A 20,777-nucleotide genomic window follows, 5' to 3' on the forward strand; every position below is an offset into this window, starting at 1 on the left:
AACTATCTACTTGAAATTAGAGTCGAACATAATTGGATGCAAGCAGTTCATTGAAGAATTTATCAAATTGATTAAGATCCATTTGCTGCTTTTGATCCGAAAGTGCCACTGCTGGATCTGGATGAACCTCAGCCATTACACCATCTGCACCAATTGCAATCGCAGCCTTAGCACATGGCAATAGTAAATCTCTTCTACCTGTAGAATGCGTTACATCAACTAATACAGGTAAATGTGTTTCTTGCTTTAAAATAGGTACTGCTGAAATATCTAGAGTGTTTCTTGTAGCACGTTCGTAAGTCCTTATGCCACGCTCACAAAGGATGATTTGCCCATTCCCTTGTGCCATAATGTACTCGGCAGCATTGATAAATTCTTCGATTGTAGCCGCAATCCCTCTTTTTAACAGAACTGGTTTTTTGACGGAACCTGCTGCTTTTAACAGTTCAAAGTTCTGCATATTGCGTGCCCCAATTTGAATGACATCGATATAGTCACAAGCCATTTCAAGATCAGCAGGGTTAACAATTTCACTAATAACAGCCATATCAAATTCCGTTGCAACACGTTTCAAGATTTTTAATCCCTCAACACCTAGCCCTTGGAAATCGTAAGGAGATGTTCTAGGTTTGTAAGCTCCGCCACGTAATAGGTTTAATCCTTTTTCTTTCATTGCTTTTGCTACAGTTGCCACTTGCTCATATGACTCGACTGCACATGGACCAAAAACGAAGTGTGGTTTGCCATCGCCAATATTTTCACCCTTTAAGGTAACAATCGTGTCTTCAGGCTGCTTTTTTCTTGAGACAAGTAAGGCTTTACTATGGTCATCCTGTTGCAGGTCAAGACCAGCTTTAAAAATCTCTTTAAAAATATGATCAATGGTCGAATCTTCAAAAGGCCCATCATTATGCTCTTTGATAATATCAAGCATTTTTCTTTCACGGACTGGATCGTAACGGTATACCCCTTGGTTTTCTTTAACCCGCCCTATATCCTGAACGAGCTGTGCTCTTTCATTAATTAACCTCAACAATTCTAAGTTTAGTTCATCGACACGCGACCTCAATTGTTCTAATTCAATTTTTTTGCCCATCCTTCGTCCCCGTCCTTCCTTTGCTAATCAGAACTCTATAAAATAAAGCTCTGAATGCCTTTTTTTCATCTGTCATTATAATATCGGTTCAAGTTTAAGAATTTAAATATTATAACAATTTAATAATTAGGACTTATTATAGCGGATAAATATTTGTTTGTCACTTGTTTTTTCTTTAATGATTAAACGCTTTTAAGCACTAAAGCGTTTGTGATATATTATGCTTGATTTTCACCAAAAGCACCTGTCAAAGAACGACTTGTTATTTTCCAGTGTGAAGTATTCCATAAAGGCTCTCCGTTTGAAAACAAGATGGTTTGTGGCGATTCATGTTTGATTTGAAATTTTTCTGCTACTTCATTGGACAACGGACGAGAATCCTGAACAGCTAAGAAATAAGTGGGTACAGCTTGATTTTCATTTGCAAATTTTTCATATTCCTTATATGCAGCATGGCTAATCGGACACGTTAGGCTATGCTTTAAGAGAAAAAACGTACTCTCCTTTTTTAATACTTCATCAAATTGTTCAATTGAATCAATTTTCTCTAACATGGGTACATACCTCCAGAAAATAAATAAACGGTGAAGTAATTTTATCACTCCACCGTTTTTATAACAAATAAACAGATTTAGCTTGCGACTAATTTTTATAGTTTAACCTTATTTTCTTCCTCATCAAAGGCCTTTTCGGCTTCTTCCAGCTTTTTTCTTATTTCTGAGCTATCAAGGGGTCCAATTTCGATTGACCTCTTCGATTCTATCTTTTCTTTTGAAGTTTGAAGAGGAATATAGTTTAATTCTCCTTCTTCTTTCAACTCGTCTTGGTTCGTTATTTTTCCTTTTACCTTGTTCAATAGTTCTTGGGATTGTAGGACAATTCCTTGGGAAAGGCTGGATCCTTTGGACGCTAATTCATTGCTTTTTGTCATTACATTTTCACGCATGGCAGCTGTTTTATCGAGGATCGTTCCAGCTTGGTTATTAAACTTATTGCGGAGATCTTTTCCGGACTTGGGAGCCAAAAGCAGTGCCGCAGCTGCACCAACCACTCCTCCGATAATTGCTCCCAGCAAAAAGCTATTGGAAGACTCCTCAATCCGAGTTTGATTCGTATCCCTTGAATCATATTCTTTATTAGGCATTTAATTTCCTCCTCTATATTCTAATGGGATCTAACCTTCTTGCCCTCGTCTAAGCTTACCCTGTTTTTTTGTTGCTTCCTAGCTTGCCACTTATCCTTTAATTCAAGAATGATATGACTCCATTGAACAATTTGCGAGACTTTTTCTTTACTTTCCTCTACTTGTTTATCTACAGATTGAGTAATGTTTTGTAAAGTCCCATTGAATTTAGTGACGGTTGTACCTACGTCTTTTACGGCTCCAACCACACTATTTAAACTATCGGATTTCTGCTTAATATCGTCAGCTAGAGCGTTTGTTTTTTGTAAAAGAATCGTGGTTTCTGCTGTAACACCCTCCAATTGTTTTTCTAATCCAGATAATGTCTTCGAAACGTTTGTAAGTGTAACCTGAAATGATTTAAGTGTTGTCGATAAAAATATGACAAGTACAAAAAACGCAATCGCTATCAAGGCTACGCTTAAGTATAAAATAATTTGCATCGTGCACCTCCGCCTTAATCCTATCAATATGTATTACCCATCAAGTATAGATATAAACCTCGCTAATTATCTTATACTACTTCCATATAATTGTCTTCATTTCCTGCCGCTTCTAATAAAAATTTCATCTCGGATTGGGAGTAGAATTTTATTTTTCAACTTTCCGCCTTTATTCGGTTACAATATGTGTGTACTTACTTAATTCTGTTGGAGGCGTAAAAATATGAAAGATCCACGTATTGAGAAACTGGCAAAAAATCTAATTAATTACTCGGTACAGCTTCAAAAGGGAGAAAAAGTTTTAATTGAAAACTTTGGACTTCAGCGTGAACTTGTGACTGCCCTCGTGAAGGAAGCCTATCTAGCAGGGGGATACCCTTTTGTGCTCTTAAAGGACCATCAAGTGGATCGCTCTCTTTTATTAGGTGCCCAGGAAGAGCAATTTAACATGATGGCAGAATTTGAAGCAAATGTGATGAGCAAAATGGATGCATACATAGGTCTTCGTTCGGGTGATAACATCAGTGAACAATCAGATGTTCCTGATGATAAAATGAAAGTCCATGGAAATACCATTGGTAAAAAGGTCCATCGTGACATCCGTGTTCCTAAGACAAAATGGGTTGTTCTAAGATATCCAACTTCGTCCATGGCCCAATTAGCAAAGATGAGTACGGAAGCATTTGAAAACTTTTACTTTGATGTTTGTAACCTTGATTATGGAAAAATGGATAAAGCAATGGATAGTCTTAAAGAGCTTATGGATCGTACTGACAAAGTACGAATTACTGGTCCAGGAACGGATCTAAGCTTTTCCATTAAGGATATTCCAGCCATTAAATGTGCAGGACGGTTAAACATTCCTGATGGTGAAGTTTATACTGCGCCTGTTAAGGACTCCGTTAATGGGGTTATCACTTATAACACTCCATCTCCGTATCAAGGTTTTACATTTGAAAATGTGAAGCTGACTTTTAAAGATGGGAAAATTGTAGAAGCTGAGTCTAACGATTCTAGCCGGATCAATAAAATTTTTGATACGGATGAAGGGGCCCGCTATATTGGGGAATTTGCTATTGGGGTAAATCCTTTTATCCTCAATCCAATGCAAGATATCTTGTTTGATGAAAAGATTGCTGGCAGCTTTCATTTTACTCCTGGACAATGCTATGATGATGCCTTTAATGGAAACCATTCAAATATCCACTGGGATATGGTTAATATCCAACGTCCTGAGTATGGCGGTGGGGAGATGTATTTTGATGAGGTATTAATCCGCAAAGATGGTCTGTTCGTTATTCCTGAATTAGAAGTGTTAAATCCTGAAAACCTTAAATAAAAGGAAGGATGCCAACAATCGCTGGCATCCTTCTTTTTATTTAGGCTTTTTTAAACTTGGCTGTTGATTTCCGCTCCAGGCGCGTGCGGTTCGCGGGCGGTCCGGGGAGCCTCCTCGGCCCCGTCCTCCCGCAGGAGTCTTCGCGCCTTCCGCTCCAATCAACTTGGCTATAAAATCAAAAATAACCTTTATCACAGCATTATTTTATACGTTGTTTTTCGTATGATTCTTGGAATTTTTGAATGTCTCCAGCGCCCATGAAAATAATTACGCTGTTTTCGTATTCATTTAGTACGGATGTATTTTCTTCGGTAATTATTTCAGAACCTTCAATTCGGTCCTGGAGATCCTTTATTGATAGTTTCCCATGATTTTCACGAGCAGAGCCGAAGATCTCACACAAATAGGCTTTGTCCGCTTCACGTAAACTTTTCGCAAAGTCTTCTAAGAACGCTTGAGTGCGTGAAAAAGTATGTGGCTGGAAGACCGCCACAATTTTCCGATCCGGATATTTTTGCTTAGCTGCATCGATAGTTGCTTTAATTTCAGTTGGGTGATGGGCGTAATCATCAATTAAAATCTGTGTCCCAATTCTTTTTTCGGAAAATCTTCTTTTTACACCTTGGAAGGTAGTTAATTGGTCCTTGACTATCTCTACATTTGTTTCTTCATAATGGCACAATCCAATAACGGCAAGTGCGTTTAACACACTATGATCACCAAAGGTTGGGATGGAAAATGTATCATAGAATGTATTGCGAATAAATACATCAAAGCTCGTTCCACTAGTTGTTTTCACAATATTTTTGGCTTGATAGTCATTCTCCTCGCCAAAACCATAAAACAAGACAGGGACCTTTGCTTGGATTTTTTGAAGCTGTTCATCATCGCCATAAGCGAAGATTCCTTTTTTCACCTGAATAGCCATCTCTTGAAATGCCGAAAAGACATCATCAATATTCGCAAAGTAATCGGGATGATCAAAATCGATATTTGTCATAATCGCATAGTCAGGAAAATAAGACAAGAAGTGCCTTCTGTATTCACAGGCTTCAAATACAAAGTATTCCGAGCCCTCTTTACCTTTACCTGTTCCGTCACCAATTAAAAACGAGGTAGGTTTAGCCCCTTCAATCACATGGGCGAGTAAACCTGTTGTAGACGTCTTACCGTGCGCACCGGTGACCGCAACACTAGTAAAGTTCTGCATAAAGTCGCCCAAAAACCGATGGTATCGCACAATAGGGAGACCTAGCTTCATGGCCTCTTTAATTTCCTCATGGGTATCTGGAAAAGCATTTCCTGCAATAATCGTCATTCCTGGCTTGATATTCTCCTTTTGAAAGGGAAGGATCGTTATCCCTGATTGTTCAAGGGCCAGTTGTGTAAAAAAGCGCTTTTCGACATCGGAGCCTTGCACTTTAAATTTCATATCATGTAGAACTTGTGCGAGTGCACTCATTCCAGACCCCTTTATACCTACAAAATGGTAAATAGTCATAGAAGAACCTCCAACAACGTCTATCTGTATAACAGTATATGACATCTGTCTGTATTTGCTAATAAGAAAAACTGAGTGCGATTGCACCCTAAAAAAACATTTACTTGTAAAAACATATTTAATAATTATAACATTATTCATCCTGAAAAACTATTTGCGGATCTAAAATCTTTACGGCCGCACTAGTCAGTCCACTATATATTATTTGTTCCTGTCATTAAAGAATACTATAGATTAATTATTTGCACTAGCATCTTGGATTGACTCTAAATCGGCTAAGGTAATTAAAACTTCACGTGCCTTGCTTCCATTTGCGCTGGTAATATACCCATGGGTCTCAAGCATATCCATTAACCTTGCCGCTCGGTTGTATCCTATTTTAAACCGCCTTTGCAGGCTTGAAGTGGAAGCACCGCCTTGGTCAATAATAAATTCGCAGGCTTCATAAAAAAGTTCATCTTCATTTTCGGTTACTTGTGCTTTTTTTAATAGTTCTTCTTGCTCGAACAAGTACTCTGGCTCCCGCTGCTCCCTCACATGACCCACCACTAGATCAATCTCTTCATCCGATACAAACGTTCCTTGAAGACGAACGGGTTTAGAGGAGCCGTTTTCTAAAAATAACATATCGCCGCGTCCTAGCAACTTTTCTGCACCGCTAATATCTATAATCGTCCGCGAGTCGACCTGAGAAGAAACGGAGAAGGCGACTCGTGTCGGAATATTAGCTTTAATTAATCCAGTTATCACATCCACCGAAGGTCTTTGTGTTGCCACGATGAGATGAATACCACAGGCTCTAGCCTTTTGAGCAATCCTGCAAATTGCTTCTTCCACATCTGCTGGGGACATCATCATTAAATCGGCTAACTCATCAATGACAATAACAATGAATGGAAGTTTATCTGAATACTGTTTATGTTTTATAGCCAATTCATTAAAGCGGTTAATGTCACGAACGCCAGTATGGGCGAATAATTCGTAACGTCTTTCCATTTCCTCTACAGCCCATTTTAATGCAGCTGTTGCCGCCTTTACATCCGTTATAACTGGACTAACAAGATGTGGAATACGGTTGTATGGAGCAAGTTCCACCATTTTTGGATCAATCAGCAATAGCTTTAAATCTTCTGGGCTAGCCTTAAATAGCAAGCTAACTAAAATCGTGTTAATACAAACGCTCTTTCCTGACCCGGTCGCTCCTGCAATCAAGCCGTGGGGCATCTTCTTTAAGTCAGTTACAATCGGTTTTCCGGCAATATCAAGGCCAAGTACCGCTGTTAATGGTGACGTAGATTCTTTAAAGATGCTGCTTTGAATAATTTCGTTAATGAATACAGGTCGCGACTTTTGGTTTGGAACTTCGATCCCAATGGTATGTTTTCCGGGAATAGGAGCTTCAATCCGAATATCTCTTGCGGCAAGACTTAACTTGATATCATCACTTAAGTTAGTTATTTTATTTACTTTCACACCTGGCTCTGGTTGGACCTCAAAGCGGGTGACGGAAGGACCTTGTGTCACATTAACAACACTTGCACCTACATTAAAGTTTTGTAAGGTTTCGTTTAAAATCTCCTCTTGCTCTAGTAACCATTTGGTATCATTCACCACAGTAACAGGAGGGTTTAGTAAACTATCTGTTGGGAATGCATAATAGTCATCATCGGTAGGTGGCAGACTCTCTTTTTCCTTGATTGGGAACAGGTCAATTACTTGACTAACCTTCTCTGCCTGCTTATTCTCAGTTGGGACCTCAGACGGCTGTTCGAGCGCTCTTTTTCGTTTTCGCTCTTCCCATTTCTGTTTATCTTGTTTTAACATCATCACATTAAATGGCAAATTAGATCGCTTCGGTGCGGGCGGTTCAGGTAAAGCCTCAACTACTTCCGCTTCCTCGATGGATTCTGTTGAAACTGCAATTAAATCTTTTACTTCCTCTATTGAATCTTCTTCCTGTGTTACTTCCTGTGTTACTTCCTCTGTCGCTTCTTCTTCTTGTGTTACTTCCTCTTCAACTTCAACCAATTCTATCTGAATTTCTGGCATTGGAATTGGAACAATCTCTTCGATCGTGTGTTCCAGCAGTTCAGATGATGGCTTTTCTTCGATAAGGCCCACTTGTTCTTCTTGATTAATTTCTAACCAAGTTGTTTCCACCTCTAGCTGTTCCTCATCGTTAACAAATGGTACAGTTTTCTCCGTTTCGGTCATCGTTTCTTTTGAAACAACTAAACTATCAAACCGATTTTCAACAACATCGTTTAAGAAATGGCTTAATTCATGCTCGACTATGATATCCGTATTCTTAGGCCGCTGATTAAATCCAAAAACAGGCGAAGGAATTTCTGTTGGTTGGAAGGGACCCTTCTTTTTAGGCAGCGGCTCTTGTTTGCTTTTAGGGACTTCCTTTTTGACTGTTTGAACCACAGACTTTTCCGTCATTTTGACTTTTTCCGGAAGCCGCTCTGTTCGTTTTTGACGCAATGTTTCTTCCTTCACTTTCTGAGTTTTCTTAGGAATGGGTGTATAAGAAGAACGATTGCTTCCCTTTGGGTATTGATAGGATATTTTTGTATCCAAATCCTTTAGATTTTCATATTTGTTTAGTAACGGCGGACCTTCATGTTTATGTAAAATGTAACTGTCAAATTCTTCATCATCTTCCTCTTTTTTTAATCTTTGAAAAAAGTTTTGGAACCAGCTCAAAACTATCACTCTTTCTACTTTCAACTTTCACTATCACTCTATTTTATCAGTTTTTCATATTTTTTCGACATAATTCTTTGAAATGAGTCAAAATACATGCAGACTAAATATCGTGCAATGAAAAAAGATCACCTTTCTTGATGTGATCCTTTTTCTATTTTGATTATTTATTTTTCCCTAAAATAAAAATAGGTTCTAATTCACCATTTTCATATAAAAATGAAAGGGCAGTGATTGGTACATGACCGTTTGCGAAAAAGCTCATTGCCATTTGCGCTAGCACATCATAGCCTCTGTCATTACGAATATCAGCGATAATTAATACATCCTGATGTGGAACAGCAAGTACCATCGTACCAGTAAATTGCTTCTCCATTTCATTTATGAATCCCTTATTTAAGATCCTGCTTGCATCGTATCCATCATTGGTATTGAGGAAGTAAAAACTATTGCCAGCCACTTGGTCTTCTTTTAAAGGAGTCGACAGGGATCTTACATTAAATAAGGCAATTTCCTTAATCCTTTTAGCTTTCCAGCCCTCTTTAGCCATGATACGTGAGTCAATTAGCCGATACGTACTGCCTTGATCATACGCATAATAAATTTTTGTTTCCGCTGTGTGGTCGTCAATTAAGAATGGCACACCCTCTTCTGCTTCTGATGGGAAAGAAGTGGAGCGGATAACGGGAAAGATTTTTTTCTCATGATTGGTTAATTGAATGTCGTCTTCCATGGCACGGAGGCCTTCTTCGATATAATAAACGACTTCATCAATGGCTTTTTCCTTTTCACTATGCCATTTGGCAATAATCCCAGGTAATGCTACTGTTATACCTTTACCGGTCTCTTTACTTTCAAATCGAAGTTGGTCTTTCTCACGGTCATAAGTTATTAAACGATTTTTTCTTGCCAAGCGCTGTTCTAATTCACTTTTCATTTTTCTGCTATCCATTTTCACCTTTTAATCCCTCCATTTTAGGAGCTACACTGCTTATTTTACAATAAAAACCCTCCATCTCAAAAGGTGATGGAGGGTTTCGGACTTTTTTATTTCAAACCCGAAATAAAACCTTCAATTTCTTCTTGCGTTTTTCGGTCCTTACTTACGAATCGACCCAGCTCTTTCCCATTTTCAAAGGCAATAAAGCTCGGGATCCCAAAGACGTCTAATTGCTGACATATTTCAATAAACTGATCACGGTCTACATGAACGAATGTATACTCATTAAATTTGGATTCTACTTCTGGTAGAACCGGCTCGATCACGCGACAATCGGGGCACCAGCCTGCAGAAAACATGAAGATCGTTTTCCCATGATCGCGCAGCTGTTCAAATTGCTCTACTGATTCTAAATTCTTCAAATTCAACGCCTCCATTTGAATATATGACCTTTTTCCTAACATCTTCACAAATCATATCAGCCCTGCTGCATTTCAGTCCAATTATTTGCTCCTTTGATATTGTCCCACTAAAAGGTTCATAACATGAGTAAACATTTCAGAACGATTCACCATTCCATTTGTAAAAATCCCGACTGCTCCTTCTTGTTTCCTTACATTTTCCTTTTTCGCATAATCTTCCATAACCGGTCCGAGTTCTTCACCTGCCCTTAATCGAATGGCTATTTCTTCAGGCAGAGGGAGTCTTGCTCCACCTGCAATAATCGGCTCCCTCCCAATTGATACAAGAGCCCCCCAGTTACAAATAAGCAAACCGTAACTCGTTTCCTGGACGCCTCCCTCAAGTCCAATCCCAATATCTCCATTTCCCTGCTTTAAGGCAGTTGCTGCTCGATTAATGGCTCCTCTTATCGTTTCTTCGTCGGAAAAAGGCTGCTCGCTGACACCCGATGGGATATCTAAGGAAACAAACTCATCTTCATGAGAAAAGCAGTTTTTTACTGCAGTAATTTTAGCAGGGTTCTTTGATCCAATGATAATTTTCATTATAGTAACTCCTTTAGACATAGTAAAAGGAGGCATAATGTAAAATGCCCCCCATTAAAATTAGCTGTTGGCTTTAATGGAATCGACCGTTGTTTGGTCACAAGCCTTGACTAGTTTAACAATTAACTCTTTAGCCGCTGCATAATCATCAACATGAACAATGGAGGCATGCGTATGAATATACCGAGAACAAATACCAACGACAGCACTTGGAACGCCCTCATTCGATTGATGGACACGACCTGCATCTGTTCCACCCTGTGAAACAAAATATTGGTAACGGATATTATGTGTTTCCGCTGTATCTAGTACAAACTCTCTCATCCCGCGATGAGTAACCATTGACCGGTCAAGGATCCGGAGCAAGGCCCCTTTGCCTAATTGGCCAAACTCTTGTTTATCTCCTGTCATATCGTTGGCAGGACTTGCATCCAGTGCAAAAAAGAGGTCAGGTTTAATCATATTGGCGGCAGTTTGGGCACCACGTAAGCCTACTTCTTCTTGCACCGTTGCACCTGAATAGAGAGTATTTGGCAAGGTTTCATCTTTAAGTTCTTGAAGCAATTCAATCGCTAAACCACAGCCGTAGCGATTATCCCATGCTTTAGCTAATATTTTTTTCGGATTAGCCATTGGAGTAAATGGACAAATAGGCAAAATCGCCTGACCTGGCTTAATCCCAATTCGTTTTGCATCTTCACGGTCATCTGCGCCGATATCAATCAGCATGTTTTTAATTTCCATTGGTTTGTTGCGTCTTGCATCGTCTAATAGATGTGGTGGAATGGAACCAACGACACCAATCACAGGACCATTATTTGTCATTACTTGAACCCGCTGGGCAAGAATAACCTGACTCCACCATCCGCCAAGCGGCTGAAAACGAAGCATTCCATTATCCGTTATTGCAGTCACCATGAAGCCCACTTCATCCATATGACCGGCTACCATTACGGTTGGACCAGTCTCCGTACCTCTTTTCACACCAAAGATGCTGCCAAGATTGTCTTGAACAATTTCATCTGAGTATTGTGACAGTTGTTCTCTCATGAATTTTCTTACTAAGTGTTCATTTCCAGAGGCACCTGGAAGCTCTGTTAACGTTTGAAAAAGCTTTAAGGTTTGTTCATTCATTTTTTTTGAGGCTCCTTTGGATTTCTTTGGTAGTTTATGTAGATATTTTTATATTACAGAACTTCGATTTCTCTTTCCAACAATTGAATTTAATATTTGTCATATTATGTTCCACATGGCAAATACGATATACTAAAGAAGAGAATTCTTGATAGTAATCTTTTCCAAATTTATTTTTTTGGAGGTCCTGTTATGAATTGGAAGTCGTTTTTCCTCGGTGCAGCAGTTGGTATTATCGGTGGATTTGCTGCTAAAGAAATGATTAACTGTAAGACCAATGTTTCACCTGAAAAAGTATTAGAACAAGTCAAAAAACAATTTAATCAGAATGGGCCGATTAGCGGGTCATGGATACATATGGAAGCAGAGCCGTATGAAAAGCAGCAAATCAATTATCGTGTTTACAAAGGTGGTATTTCTAAAAACAACAATGGCACAAACGAACAATTTGAATTCATTGCTGATGCCCAAACAGGAACACTTTTAGACGTGCGTAATTTATCTAGTGTTTCTTAGTCAAAATAGCCGTTCCTTAAAAGGGATACGGCTATTTTTCTTTATCTTTCCCTTTTTAAGCTCTCCACTATTTGCGTTCCTTCAGCGTCCCATTTCACTGCCCGGTAATAGGCATCATGATAAAAGCTGTACCATGCATTTTTTTTAAAGCCGTATGGCAACCATTTTTCCTTTGCCGTTATTGAGGTCATAGGGTAATCATCATAGGCCATTACCCATAATACTGGTTGGTGGGCATGTGTTGCCATCAGATCTGCCATATGAATTAACATTTCTCCCTCGTCCTCTACGATAAGGATGGAATGTCCATCACTATGCCCGCCCGTATGGACCATTGTAATCGCCCCTAAATTCCAGTTTTCCTTGAAAGGAACCACCTGTGATTCAATGGCTTCCCAGTTTTCTGTCCAGTATGTATTTTTCGAACGAATGTTGGGGTTACGCATTTCGTCCCATTCTACTTGTGAGGTAATAATTTGTGCATTGGGAAATGCAGAAACATATTGTTCATTTTCAAACTTGGTTAGGCCGCCTGCATGGTCAAAGTGCATATGGGTCATCAGGATGTAATCGATCTCCTCTGCTTTTAACCCTAATTTTATTAATGATTCATCAAGCTCCGATTCCTTGGTGACTCCAAAATTTCTTAATTGCTTTTCCGTTAACTTTCCTTTTCCGATACCGGTTTCTACTAAGAAATTCTTTCCATCCATTTGAAGTAACATGGGATCTGTTGGCAATTCAATTTGATTTTTCTCATTGGGTGGATATTTCTTGGACCATAACCCTTTTGGAACAACCCCAAACATGGCACCACCATCTAAATTGGTTACCCCTCCAGATAACCAAGTTAATGTTACGCCGCCTATTTTTAATGTTTCCAACTTTCCATCCCCCTTTGTGCCTTTTTCTATATATTAACATTGACTAACTATTTAGAGAAACGAAAAAGGACAGTTCAAAATTGAACTGTCCCTAAAATTTAGTTTTGATACTTTACTTCACAACGATAAATGCGACTTCCTTTTTCTGAAAATTTCTCTTCATACTCTGTCATGATGTTACCTTCATAATCACTTTTATGAAGATCTAGACTAATGTACTTTAATAATAAACCGTACTCCGAAAAGCTCATTAAAGAATTTTCAAATAACCCTTGGTTGTCGGTTTTGAAATGGATTTCTCCACCATTAACCATAATATCCTCATAAAGCTTCAAGAAATCCTTATATGTTAATCTTCTTTTTCTATGACGATATTTTGGCCATGGGTCAGAAAAGTTTAAATAGACTTGGTCCACATCATTCTTTGTAAAGTATTTTGCTAAATCATTTGCATCTACGTTAAGAAGCCTGAGGTTCGGTAAATCGGCTTCAATTAAGCGGTCCAAAGCTGTAATGATGACACTGTCGTATATTTCAATCCCAATATAATTAATCCCCGGATTTGCTTTCGCCATTTCCGTAATAAATTGACCTTTTCCTGTGCCCACTTCAATATGAAGTGGATGATCGTTTTCAAATACTTCATGCCATTTTCCTTTATATTGTTCTGGATTGGCAACTATATATTGGGGATGCTGCTCTATTTTTTCCTTTGCCCAAGGTTTATGTCTGACTCTCATTTATGACACTCCTAAAAATAATATTGTTTACTACATATCATGCACCATTTGTCCTTACAAGTTTAACTATATGGAAATAAGATGATGCATAAACAAAAAAAGAATTCACAACCTAACAGTGTGAGTTCTTTTTTTTAAATAACACTTGAGAGGGTGTACATTCATGCCATTAAGTCATGGTGACCAAGTTACATTATTAAAAGATATATTAAACAATCATCAAACAGATTGCTGCGGGTCCGTTTCAGAATGTGAACAACTGGAACGCTTAGTGAAATCCCTAATGGTTAATACACAGGTTGATCAAAATGTTAAAAATATCTTACAGGAAGTATATCAGTACAGCCAACATGGGGTTGGCACAGCAGATTTAGATCAACACATCTTATCAAACCAAGAAAATTTATCCAATTGGGTTAGCGATATTGGTCAGTTTTCTTAACTAGAGAATTCCATCTAAGAACTTTATCCATATGTTCATTTCTTCCAAGCGATTTTTATTTTTATACCATTGGATAGAAGAAAGCGTTTGAATGGTCACATACCATTTCATGCGCAGTCTTAGGTTGTCTGTCAGCTTTTTTCCGTAAAGCTTAAGCCAATCCTGCCAATTTTCTTCTGGAATATACCAATAAAGGAGCAGCCCTAAGTCAATGGCGGGATCGGCAATCATTGCCCCGTCCCAATCAATCAAGTACAACTGGTTGTCTTCTGCAAGCAGCCAGTTGTTATGGTTGACATCACCATGACAAACCACCTTTTCATCGCAATAAACATTTAAAGCTTCTTTTTTTAAAAAGTTCATTGCTTTTTGCGATTCAGGCATTAGGAGTACCTCTTCATCTAACTCGTTTGCAACTCTTTGCAATAACGGTTCAGGATGCATTGGAGAGCTCTCTAATCGACTTAACATTCCTAGCATTGGCTCGGAGCAATGAATTTTCTTAAGCAGTCTCGCCACGAGTTCTTGGTTCATTTCAGACGGCTTTAACTCTCTGCCGGGAAGCCACTGCTGTGCAGTTATGACGTCTCCACTTTCCAACCGTTTTGTCCAAACAAGCTTTGGGACGATGCCTTCTGCTGAGAGTACAGCAAGGAACGGAGAAGAATTCCGCTTTAAAAAAAGCCTTTGGTCTTTATGTTTCGCATAAAAGGCTTCACCTGTTTTGCCTCCAGCAGGGGTAATTTCCCATTCTTGTCCTAGTATATGATCCAAAATTGCTCACCTTCAATTTATGCCGTTCTAATGGGCTCATTCCCCTTATTTCTAAGAGGTAAAACCTGCGCTGCCGGAAGGTCCTATATTACCACAGTTTCATTAACAGCTTTTTATTTTTAAGAAATAAAAAAAAGCTATTGAAACCATTGCACACAATAGCCATCTTAATAAATTTTATCTCGGATTACCTTTTTTCGTCAAGTAAATCTGAAGAAACTATTTTTTCAGCAAAACATTTATGGAAACTGGCTCTATCAAAACTTCGCCACCTTGCAAAATCTTTTTGGAGGAAATTTCAGCTTGTTCATGGTCAGCTAAAACAGCCCAGTCCCCTTCTGGTATCGAAATCGCTTGCTTCTTTAACGAAGGATTAATTAATAAGATTACATCATTTTCCCTATTAAACAAATACCCCAACATCGGTGCTGCTAATGGTAATTGGCGTATATTTGCACGGATTTCAGCAGAAGTTCTCATTCGGAAAAAAGAAAGAGATTTACGGATTTGAATAAGTCCTTTAATATATTTTACGTTTTCTTTATATATAATCTTTCTATCCCAATCCAGTTGATTGATTGGATCAGGAGAACGATAACTATTTCCATCGCCCTTTTTTGTTCGAAAAAACTCTTGGCCGCCGTGGAGAAATGGAATTCCTTGTGATAATAAGACAATACTCGTTGCGAGACGATGATATTTCATTCGTAACGAATCCTCTGCATCGGGGAGACAGGCAATAAGTTTATCCCACATTGTATGATTATCATGGCACTCCACATAGTTCACAGATTGAAAAGGTTCATTAAAAAGGGCCAACCCCTGTTTCGTAAAACCGATACTGCCCGTTATAACCTCATTAGCGGCCTCAACATAGTGCTCATTTCCTAAGACAAAGCCTTTATCAAACAAGTTAAATGAACTACCTTTTATACAATCACGATATTTATCATTGAATTGAGCTATTTGTGGCATTTTTGCCTGATTTGCTATTGTTGCTTTCTGCTCAACTGGAAGAGGTGTGTTGAGACTCCAGCCTTCACCGATGATGATTGTTCCTTTTGACAGGCTGTCGCACACTTTCCTTACCTCGTTCATGGTCTCTACATCCAATATCCCCATCAAATCAAAGCGAAAACCATCGATATGATATTCCTCCAGCCAATAACGAATCGAATCAACAATATATTTTCTGACCATTTTTCGTTCTGATGCAATGTCATTCCCAACCCCAGTACCATTGGAGGGGAGTCCAATTTCGTTATGACGGAAATAATAACCCGGGACCACCTTTTCAAAGGAGGAATTCTCACGGATGTAAACATGATTATAAACCACATCCATAATCACTCGTAGTCCAAGACTATGAACTTGATCAATTAACTGTTTTAACTCCATGATTCTTGAATATGGATCGGCAGGATTCGTTGAATAGCTTCCTTCGGGAGCATTGAAATGGAGAGGATTATATCCCCAATTATATTCATTATTTGGTTGCAGTTCATCGACGCCAGCAAAATCATGGAAGGGGAGGAATTCTATATGGGTAATACCAAGGTCTTTTATATAAGATAATCCTGTAGGTTCATCGTCTATCCCTTTTGTATTTAGCTCGCCCGCACCTAGATAAAGTCCTTTATTCTTTACACCACTTTTAGGGTGAATCGTTAAGTCTCTGATATGTGTTTCATAAATGATTGCATCTACGGCATTTTCAATAGCGGGTAAGTTAGGACGCGGCCTATGTGTTTTCTCAAGCCTCACAATCACTCCAAACTCGCCATTGACCGACACAGCCTTAGCATAAGGATCTGTAGCCTCTCGCCATTCTTGATTAACTAGGATGAGGAAACTATATTGATAGTATTCTAATTCACGGTTGACAGTAACAGACCATATGCCGCGATCCTCTCGTTTCATTTTTACAATTTCTGAAAAACTGCTATTAGCAGGACGTAACTTTAATTTAACTTGTGTGGCGGTTGGGGCCCATAGCTTAAAACAGGTTTGGCCAGCATGAAAGGTAACACCAAGGTCATTACCGTCATAATAGAATTTCTCGTCAAAGGCGTCCGTTCGAATCACTGCACCAATATGCAGGTCTGTTTTCCCGCCATGTTCATCAATAATCACATATTGTTTTTCAAAGGAATAATCTTTTGAAAATTCACAAATATATTTCATATTATTATCTATTTGTCTTTTCTCGATGATTTTCAAGGGATGTTCTTGAAAATCACTAGAAATCAAGAAAGAGGATGACAAACCGTGATGATAGGAAAGTGGTAGAAGAATCGTAATGATCTTCATCTCATCTAGATAGGCAAAGAAATTTCGGTCAGTAGCAATCATTCGAGTCCCTCTCTTTCAACTCCACTTCTTCCGGACGTTTTATTCTCGACAACACTTCCAAAGCTCTTGCTTGAAGATGTATATTCAAAGGAGTAAATCCAATATGCTCCCCATCTGCGTGAACAAAAAGGGCTGAAGGGGATTGGATAGAAACATCCTTTCCTTTATAAGTTTTCACTTCTTTAAAATGGATGTGCTTCCCCCAAAACACACTGATAAAAACGAGTAACAGCTTCCACCTTGATAATCGTTGAACAACGGTTATATCAAAAATTCCATCATCAGGCTCGGCCACAGGGGCAATTTTCATTCCACCGCCATAATATGGTTGATTGGAAACCGTTACAAACCATGTTTGTTCAAATATATGCTTTTCTCCGTCAATTGATAAATCAATTGTTGAGGTTTTATAAGTAAATAATTTTTTTAATAGAAAATAAACATAAACCAACCTGCCCAACGAAAGTTTATTGAGTAAAGCCTTCATCCGGGAGTGATTAACTTCATAAGAAATGATTGCATCAAAGCCAGCACCCATATTGTTAATAAAATAGTGCTGATTCGAATCATCCATGGTAATTTTCCCAATATCAATAGGCAGACCCTTATGTTTCGCGAGGCGGAGAATCACTGCTATTGCTTCCACGGGGTCGACAGGAATTTGAAATCCTCTGGAAAAATCATTTCCAGACCCACCAGGGATAAATCCCAGTGTAATATTATTATCCTTCACTGCTCCATTTACCACTTCATGCATCGTTCCATCTCCGCCAACAGCGATGATCATCTTTTGCTCAGGGTTCTTTAACGCAATTTGGCTGGCAAGGATATCGGCATGGCCTGGATATTCGGTAAAGAATGCAAGGTAGGACACCTGTTCACCTTTGAGTTGCTGTTCCACCCGTTCCCAAATCTTAAAGCAGTGGCCATTTCCAGCTTTTGGATTAATAATAAAGTAAATTTGTTTCATATTACCAACCTTTATTTTAAGTTTATGTTTTTGTGTAATTTAAAGGATATATTTTTAGGGCTTCATACTTGGGTATTTTTTTGTTAAGGTTTGTCCGATATAATACTACTTCACTTGCTTCAAATGAAAGAGGGTTAGGCTGAAGTTCTTCCCATAAATCAAGCATTTCCTTTTGGAAAGGATGGACTCCGCCCCACTTTCTAGCAAGTGTTATATGAGGTCGAAAGGGTCTGGTTTCAAGTTGAAACCCTGCATTCTCACAAGCAGAAAACACCTTTTTTCTGATGGTTTGTAAATGTTTGCTTTCCTCGGTATCGGCCCAAAAAACACGAGGAGAATCAGCACTTCCGAAAAATCCAAGTTTGTTGATTTTCAGGTTGAATGCCTCATCTTTAAGGGCATCCTTAACATTATTTTCTGCAAGTGTAAGTTTATCAGGTGGAGCACTGCCTAGAAATGCTAGGGTTATATGCAAATCTTGATAATGAACCCAGCGGCTAAATGGTATTCGTTCCTTTATTTTTTCCATATGTTCTTGCATCGTAAACTTTGTTTGTTCTGGTATTCTTACGGCAAAGAAAAAATGGGATCGATGTTCCATTGTTATCTTCCTTTCTTTAGTTAATTTTAGTCTATTTTGTCCTAAATGTATCTATTAGCAAACAGACAATTACCCGATATTTTTTACATAGAGCATAAATTTATTTATTATTAGATAGGAAACTATAAATTAAGAACTTACTTCAAGGTATTGAAAGGAAGGTCCCTATGAAAGTAGTCAACAATATCGCTGAATTAATCGGAGATACACCATTAGTGAAACTAAATCGCTTAGCACCAAAGGACGGGGCCTCGGTTTATTTAAAACTGGAGTACTTTAATCCCAGCAAGAGCGTTAAAGACCGGGCAGCTTTTAATATGATTATCGAAGCAGAAAAGGCTGGAAAATTAATAGCAGGTTCAACGATTATTGAGCCGACCAGTGGAAATACAGGGATTGGCCTTGCCATGAATGCTGCTGCTCGCGGCTATAAATCGATTATCGTGATGCCCGATACGATGACACAAGAACGAATCAGCATCCTAAGGGCATACGGGGCTGAGGTTGTCCTTACACCTGGGGCTGAAAAAATGCCCGGAGCTATCCAAAAAGCACTTGAATTAGCAAGTGAGATTCCAAATAGTTTTGTCCCCATGCAATTTGAAAATCCCGCAAATTCAGATGCGCACCGATTCACTACTGCTGTTGAAATTATCAAAGCGATGAAGGAAATCGGTAAACCGCTGGCAGCTTTTGTCGCAACAGCTGGAACTGGAGGAACCATCACTGGCACAGGGGAAACATTAAAAGAGCATTATGAAAATTTAACCGTCCATGTTGTCGAACCGAAAGGCTCACCTGTTTTATCCGGCGGAAAACCAGGTAAACACAAGCTAGTTGGGACAAGCCCAGGTTTTATCCCAGTTATTCTTAATCAAGATGTCTATGATGAAATTCATCAAATTAATGATGAAGATGCCTATGATATCGCACGTCGGTTGGCTGTCGAAGAAGGAATTCTAGTCGGACCATCCTCTGGCGGTGCTTGCTTCGCCGCATTAGAAGTTGCCAAACGATTAACTCCAGATGATGTGGTCGTTTGTATTGCTTGTGATACGGGGGAACGATATTTATCCAGTGATCTGTTTCAATATTAATTAAAAAAGACGTGGACACTTTACTTGTGTTCACGTCTTTTTTAATTAATTAAGGGTTTTATCTTTAAGTGCCCCGCATTGTTTTTCAATTTCTTGCTCAAATGCTTCTTGCAGCCTTCGTGTAACAGGGCCTGGTATACCCTCAGCAACTTCTTTCCCATCCACTTCAATAATCGGCATTACCTCTGAAGTAGTACTTGATAGGAACACTTCATCAGCAGAGGCCAATTCATCAAGTGTAAATATTCGTTCTTCCACCACAATATTATTGCTAGTACAAATCTGCAATATTACATCCTTTGTAATCCCTTTTAAAATTAAGTTATCCGACGGATGCGTGATAACAACACCATTTTTGACAATATAAATATTCGACGAACTTCCTTCGGTAACATTGCTGCTGCGATGTTGGATCGCCTCAAAGCAACCTTCAACAGCCGCTTTTTGTTTCGCTAATAGATTGCCTAGCAAATTCAAACTTTTTATGTCACAACGCAGCCAACGAATATCTTCTGTTACGATTGTTTTTACTCCATCCCTCAAACTTTCCAAAGGTCTGAGCGCTTCCTTTGTATAAGCTACAAGGCTGGGAGGTATATTTTCCGCCGGAAACGCATGATTACGGGGGGCGACTCCTCTCGTAATTTGCATATAAATGGTCCCTAACTGAAGATTATTTTTTGCAACAAGCTCTTCTAGCAAATTCATTAAATGCTCCATAGTATACGGGAGTTCAATCCCAATACTACCCAAGCTTTTCACAAAACGATTCATGTGTTCCGTTCCTGTGAACATTTTTCCGTTGTAGACACGGATAACTTCGTATACACCATCACCAAATTGATAGCCGCGATCTTCCACATCAACCTTTGCTTCTGAACGCTCAATAATTTCCCCATTCAAGATTGCAAATTTCATTCTCCTATATCCCCTTTTTATTTATTATTCATTCATGGCCAATTCAAAGTAAATCCTGTGTGTCCGTAATCAGGGACTGTTTTCTTTTTTCAACTTCACTCATCCAATCAATCTTCGTCAGATGTAAATCC

Annotated in this window: 21 protein-coding genes; 4 read left to right on the forward strand and 17 right to left on the reverse strand. The window is 38.9% G+C overall.

Annotation, left to right across the window (positions count from 1 at the left end; translation table 11 throughout):
- Positions 1-16 precede the first annotated feature (16 nt).
- From CCK98_RS26145 to CCK98_RS26160, 4 genes are all read right to left on the reverse strand, one after another.
- Positions 17-1,096, reverse strand: a complete 1,080-nt coding sequence (locus tag CCK98_RS26145; RefSeq protein ID WP_088089277.1) for a bifunctional 3-deoxy-7-phosphoheptulonate synthase/chorismate mutase — start codon at positions 1,094-1,096, stop codon at positions 17-19.
- Positions 1,097-1,314: 218 nt separating this feature from the next.
- On the reverse strand, positions 1,315-1,650 hold the full coding sequence (gene ytxJ, locus CCK98_RS26150) for a bacillithiol system redox-active protein YtxJ (protein WP_088089278.1): 336 nt from the start codon (positions 1,648-1,650) through the stop codon (positions 1,315-1,317).
- Positions 1,651-1,745: 95 nt separating this feature from the next.
- A complete protein-coding gene (locus CCK98_RS26155; protein WP_088089279.1) occupies positions 1,746-2,240 on the reverse strand; it encodes a YtxH domain-containing protein in 495 nt (164 codons plus the stop codon).
- A gap of 20 nt (positions 2,241-2,260) precedes the next feature.
- On the reverse strand, positions 2,261-2,722 hold the full coding sequence (locus tag CCK98_RS26160; protein WP_088089280.1) for a DUF948 domain-containing protein: 462 nt from the start codon (positions 2,720-2,722) through the stop codon (positions 2,261-2,263).
- Between the two features lie 223 nt (positions 2,723-2,945).
- On the opposite strand from CCK98_RS26160, the gene CCK98_RS26165 reads away from it, so the two are divergent.
- A complete protein-coding gene (locus CCK98_RS26165) occupies positions 2,946-4,061 on the forward strand; it encodes an aminopeptidase (RefSeq protein ID WP_088089281.1) in 1,116 nt (371 codons plus the stop codon).
- A gap of 199 nt (positions 4,062-4,260) precedes the next feature.
- On the opposite strand, the gene murC is transcribed toward CCK98_RS26165, so the two are convergent.
- From murC to CCK98_RS26195, 6 genes are all read right to left on the reverse strand, one after another.
- Entirely contained in the window at positions 4,261-5,562 is a 1,302-nt protein-coding gene (gene murC / locus CCK98_RS26170; protein ID WP_088089282.1) for a UDP-N-acetylmuramate--L-alanine ligase, read from the reverse strand.
- Between the two features lie 234 nt (positions 5,563-5,796).
- Positions 5,797-8,271, reverse strand: a complete 2,475-nt coding sequence (locus CCK98_RS26175; RefSeq protein ID WP_088089283.1) for a DNA translocase FtsK — start codon at positions 8,269-8,271, stop codon at positions 5,797-5,799.
- A 163-nt stretch (positions 8,272-8,434) separates the two neighbouring features.
- Positions 8,435-9,223: a DUF1444 domain-containing protein gene (locus CCK98_RS26180; RefSeq protein WP_088090547.1), complete on the reverse strand. Its 789-nt coding sequence runs from the start codon at positions 9,221-9,223 to the stop codon at positions 8,435-8,437.
- Between the two features lie 95 nt (positions 9,224-9,318).
- A complete protein-coding gene (locus tag CCK98_RS26185) occupies positions 9,319-9,633 on the reverse strand; it encodes a thioredoxin family protein (protein WP_088089284.1) in 315 nt (104 codons plus the stop codon).
- An 81-nt stretch (positions 9,634-9,714) separates the two neighbouring features.
- The gene (locus tag CCK98_RS26190; RefSeq protein WP_088089285.1) at positions 9,715-10,218 is read right to left on the reverse strand and encodes a DUF84 family protein; all 504 of its coding nucleotides are present in this window, start codon (positions 10,216-10,218) and stop codon (positions 9,715-9,717) included.
- A 60-nt stretch (positions 10,219-10,278) separates the two neighbouring features.
- Entirely contained in the window at positions 10,279-11,352 is a 1,074-nt protein-coding gene (locus CCK98_RS26195; RefSeq protein ID WP_088089286.1) for a M42 family metallopeptidase, read from the reverse strand.
- Between the two features lie 192 nt (positions 11,353-11,544).
- Here CCK98_RS26195 and CCK98_RS26200 point away from each other — a divergent pair, with 192 nt between their 5' ends.
- Complete coding sequence (locus tag CCK98_RS26200) at positions 11,545-11,868, forward strand: PepSY domain-containing protein (RefSeq protein WP_088089287.1); 324 nt, start codon at positions 11,545-11,547, stop codon at positions 11,866-11,868.
- 41 nt (positions 11,869-11,909) lie between these two features.
- On the opposite strand, the gene CCK98_RS26205 is transcribed toward CCK98_RS26200, so the two are convergent.
- Entirely contained in the window at positions 11,910-12,752 is an 843-nt protein-coding gene (locus CCK98_RS26205; protein ID WP_088089288.1) for an MBL fold metallo-hydrolase, read from the reverse strand.
- Positions 12,753-12,850: 98 nt separating this feature from the next.
- Positions 12,851-13,492, reverse strand: a complete 642-nt coding sequence (gene trmB, locus CCK98_RS26210; RefSeq protein ID WP_088089289.1) for a tRNA (guanosine(46)-N7)-methyltransferase TrmB — start codon at positions 13,490-13,492, stop codon at positions 12,851-12,853.
- A 163-nt stretch (positions 13,493-13,655) separates the two neighbouring features.
- Here trmB and CCK98_RS26215 point away from each other — a divergent pair, with 163 nt between their 5' ends.
- Positions 13,656-13,934, forward strand: a complete 279-nt coding sequence (locus CCK98_RS26215; RefSeq protein WP_088089290.1) for a YtzH-like family protein — start codon at positions 13,656-13,658, stop codon at positions 13,932-13,934.
- On the opposite strand, the gene CCK98_RS26220 is transcribed toward CCK98_RS26215, so the two are convergent.
- The 4 genes from CCK98_RS26220 to thpR all read right to left on the reverse strand — a co-directional run bounded on the left by CCK98_RS26220 (position 13,935) and on the right by thpR (position 18,631).
- Complete coding sequence (locus CCK98_RS26220; protein WP_088089291.1) at positions 13,935-14,708, reverse strand: phosphotransferase family protein; 774 nt, start codon at positions 14,706-14,708, stop codon at positions 13,935-13,937.
- A 219-nt stretch (positions 14,709-14,927) separates the two neighbouring features.
- On the reverse strand, positions 14,928-17,060 hold the full coding sequence (gene pulA / locus CCK98_RS26225; protein WP_088089292.1) for a type I pullulanase: 2,133 nt from the start codon (positions 17,058-17,060) through the stop codon (positions 14,928-14,930).
- Positions 17,047-18,030 (reverse strand): diacylglycerol kinase family protein, encoded by a 984-nt coding sequence (locus CCK98_RS26230; protein ID WP_088089293.1) that lies wholly within the window; start codon positions 18,028-18,030, stop codon positions 17,047-17,049. Before CCK98_RS26230 ends, pulA begins: the two co-directional genes overlap by 14 nt.
- Before the next feature lie 22 nt (positions 18,031-18,052).
- A complete protein-coding gene (gene thpR, locus CCK98_RS26235) occupies positions 18,053-18,631 on the reverse strand; it encodes an RNA 2',3'-cyclic phosphodiesterase (protein ID WP_088089294.1) in 579 nt (192 codons plus the stop codon).
- 167 nt (positions 18,632-18,798) lie between these two features.
- Between thpR and cysK the strand changes: the two genes are divergently transcribed.
- Positions 18,799-19,728, forward strand: coding sequence for a cysteine synthase A (cysK, locus tag CCK98_RS26240; RefSeq protein ID WP_088089295.1), 930 nt, complete (start codon positions 18,799-18,801; stop codon positions 19,726-19,728).
- A 45-nt stretch (positions 19,729-19,773) separates the two neighbouring features.
- Here cysK and dat read toward each other — a convergent pair whose 3' ends face one another.
- Complete coding sequence (dat, locus tag CCK98_RS26245) at positions 19,774-20,646, reverse strand: D-amino-acid transaminase (RefSeq protein WP_088089296.1); 873 nt, start codon at positions 20,644-20,646, stop codon at positions 19,774-19,776.
- Positions 20,647-20,777: the final 131 nt, after the last annotated feature.

The sequence above is a fragment of the Bacillus sp. OV166 genome, assembly GCF_900177675.1.
Taxonomy (GTDB): Bacteria; Bacillota; Bacilli; order Bacillales; family Cytobacillaceae; genus Neobacillus.

Excerpts from the sequence above, each read along its gene's own strand:
- CCK98_RS26145 (WP_088089277.1), bottom strand. The coding sequence starts at position 1,096 with ATGGGCAAAAAAATTGAATTAGAACAATTGAGGTCGCGTGTCGATGAA.
- ytxJ (WP_088089278.1), bottom strand. The coding sequence starts at position 1,650 with ATGTTAGAGAAAATTGATTCAATTGAACAATTTGATGAAGTATTAAAA.
- CCK98_RS26155 (WP_088089279.1), bottom strand. The coding sequence starts at position 2,240 with ATGCCTAATAAAGAATATGATTCAAGGGATACGAATCAAACTCGGATT.
- CCK98_RS26160 (WP_088089280.1), bottom strand. The coding sequence starts at position 2,722 with ATGCAAATTATTTTATACTTAAGCGTAGCCTTGATAGCGATTGCGTTT.
- CCK98_RS26165 (WP_088089281.1), top strand. The coding sequence starts at position 2,946 with ATGAAAGATCCACGTATTGAGAAACTGGCAAAAAATCTAATTAATTAC.
- murC (WP_088089282.1), bottom strand. The coding sequence starts at position 5,562 with ATGACTATTTACCATTTTGTAGGTATAAAGGGGTCTGGAATGAGTGCA.
- CCK98_RS26180 (WP_088090547.1), bottom strand. The coding sequence starts at position 9,223 with ATGGATAGCAGAAAAATGAAAAGTGAATTAGAACAGCGCTTGGCAAGA.
- CCK98_RS26190 (WP_088089285.1), bottom strand. The coding sequence starts at position 10,218 with ATGAAAATTATCATTGGATCAAAGAACCCTGCTAAAATTACTGCAGTA.
- CCK98_RS26195 (WP_088089286.1), bottom strand. The coding sequence starts at position 11,352 with ATGAATGAACAAACCTTAAAGCTTTTTCAAACGTTAACAGAGCTTCCA.
- CCK98_RS26200 (WP_088089287.1), top strand. The coding sequence starts at position 11,545 with ATGAATTGGAAGTCGTTTTTCCTCGGTGCAGCAGTTGGTATTATCGGT.
- trmB (WP_088089289.1), bottom strand. The coding sequence starts at position 13,492 with ATGAGAGTCAGACATAAACCTTGGGCAAAGGAAAAAATAGAGCAGCAT.
- CCK98_RS26215 (WP_088089290.1), top strand. The coding sequence starts at position 13,656 with ATGCCATTAAGTCATGGTGACCAAGTTACATTATTAAAAGATATATTA.
- pulA (WP_088089292.1), bottom strand. The coding sequence starts at position 17,060 with ATGATTGCTACTGACCGAAATTTCTTTGCCTATCTAGATGAGATGAAG.
- CCK98_RS26230 (WP_088089293.1), bottom strand. The coding sequence starts at position 18,030 with ATGAAACAAATTTACTTTATTATTAATCCAAAAGCTGGAAATGGCCAC.
- thpR (WP_088089294.1), bottom strand. The coding sequence starts at position 18,631 with ATGGAACATCGATCCCATTTTTTCTTTGCCGTAAGAATACCAGAACAA.
- cysK (WP_088089295.1), top strand. The coding sequence starts at position 18,799 with ATGAAAGTAGTCAACAATATCGCTGAATTAATCGGAGATACACCATTA.
- dat (WP_088089296.1), bottom strand. The coding sequence starts at position 20,646 with ATGAAATTTGCAATCTTGAATGGGGAAATTATTGAGCGTTCAGAAGCA.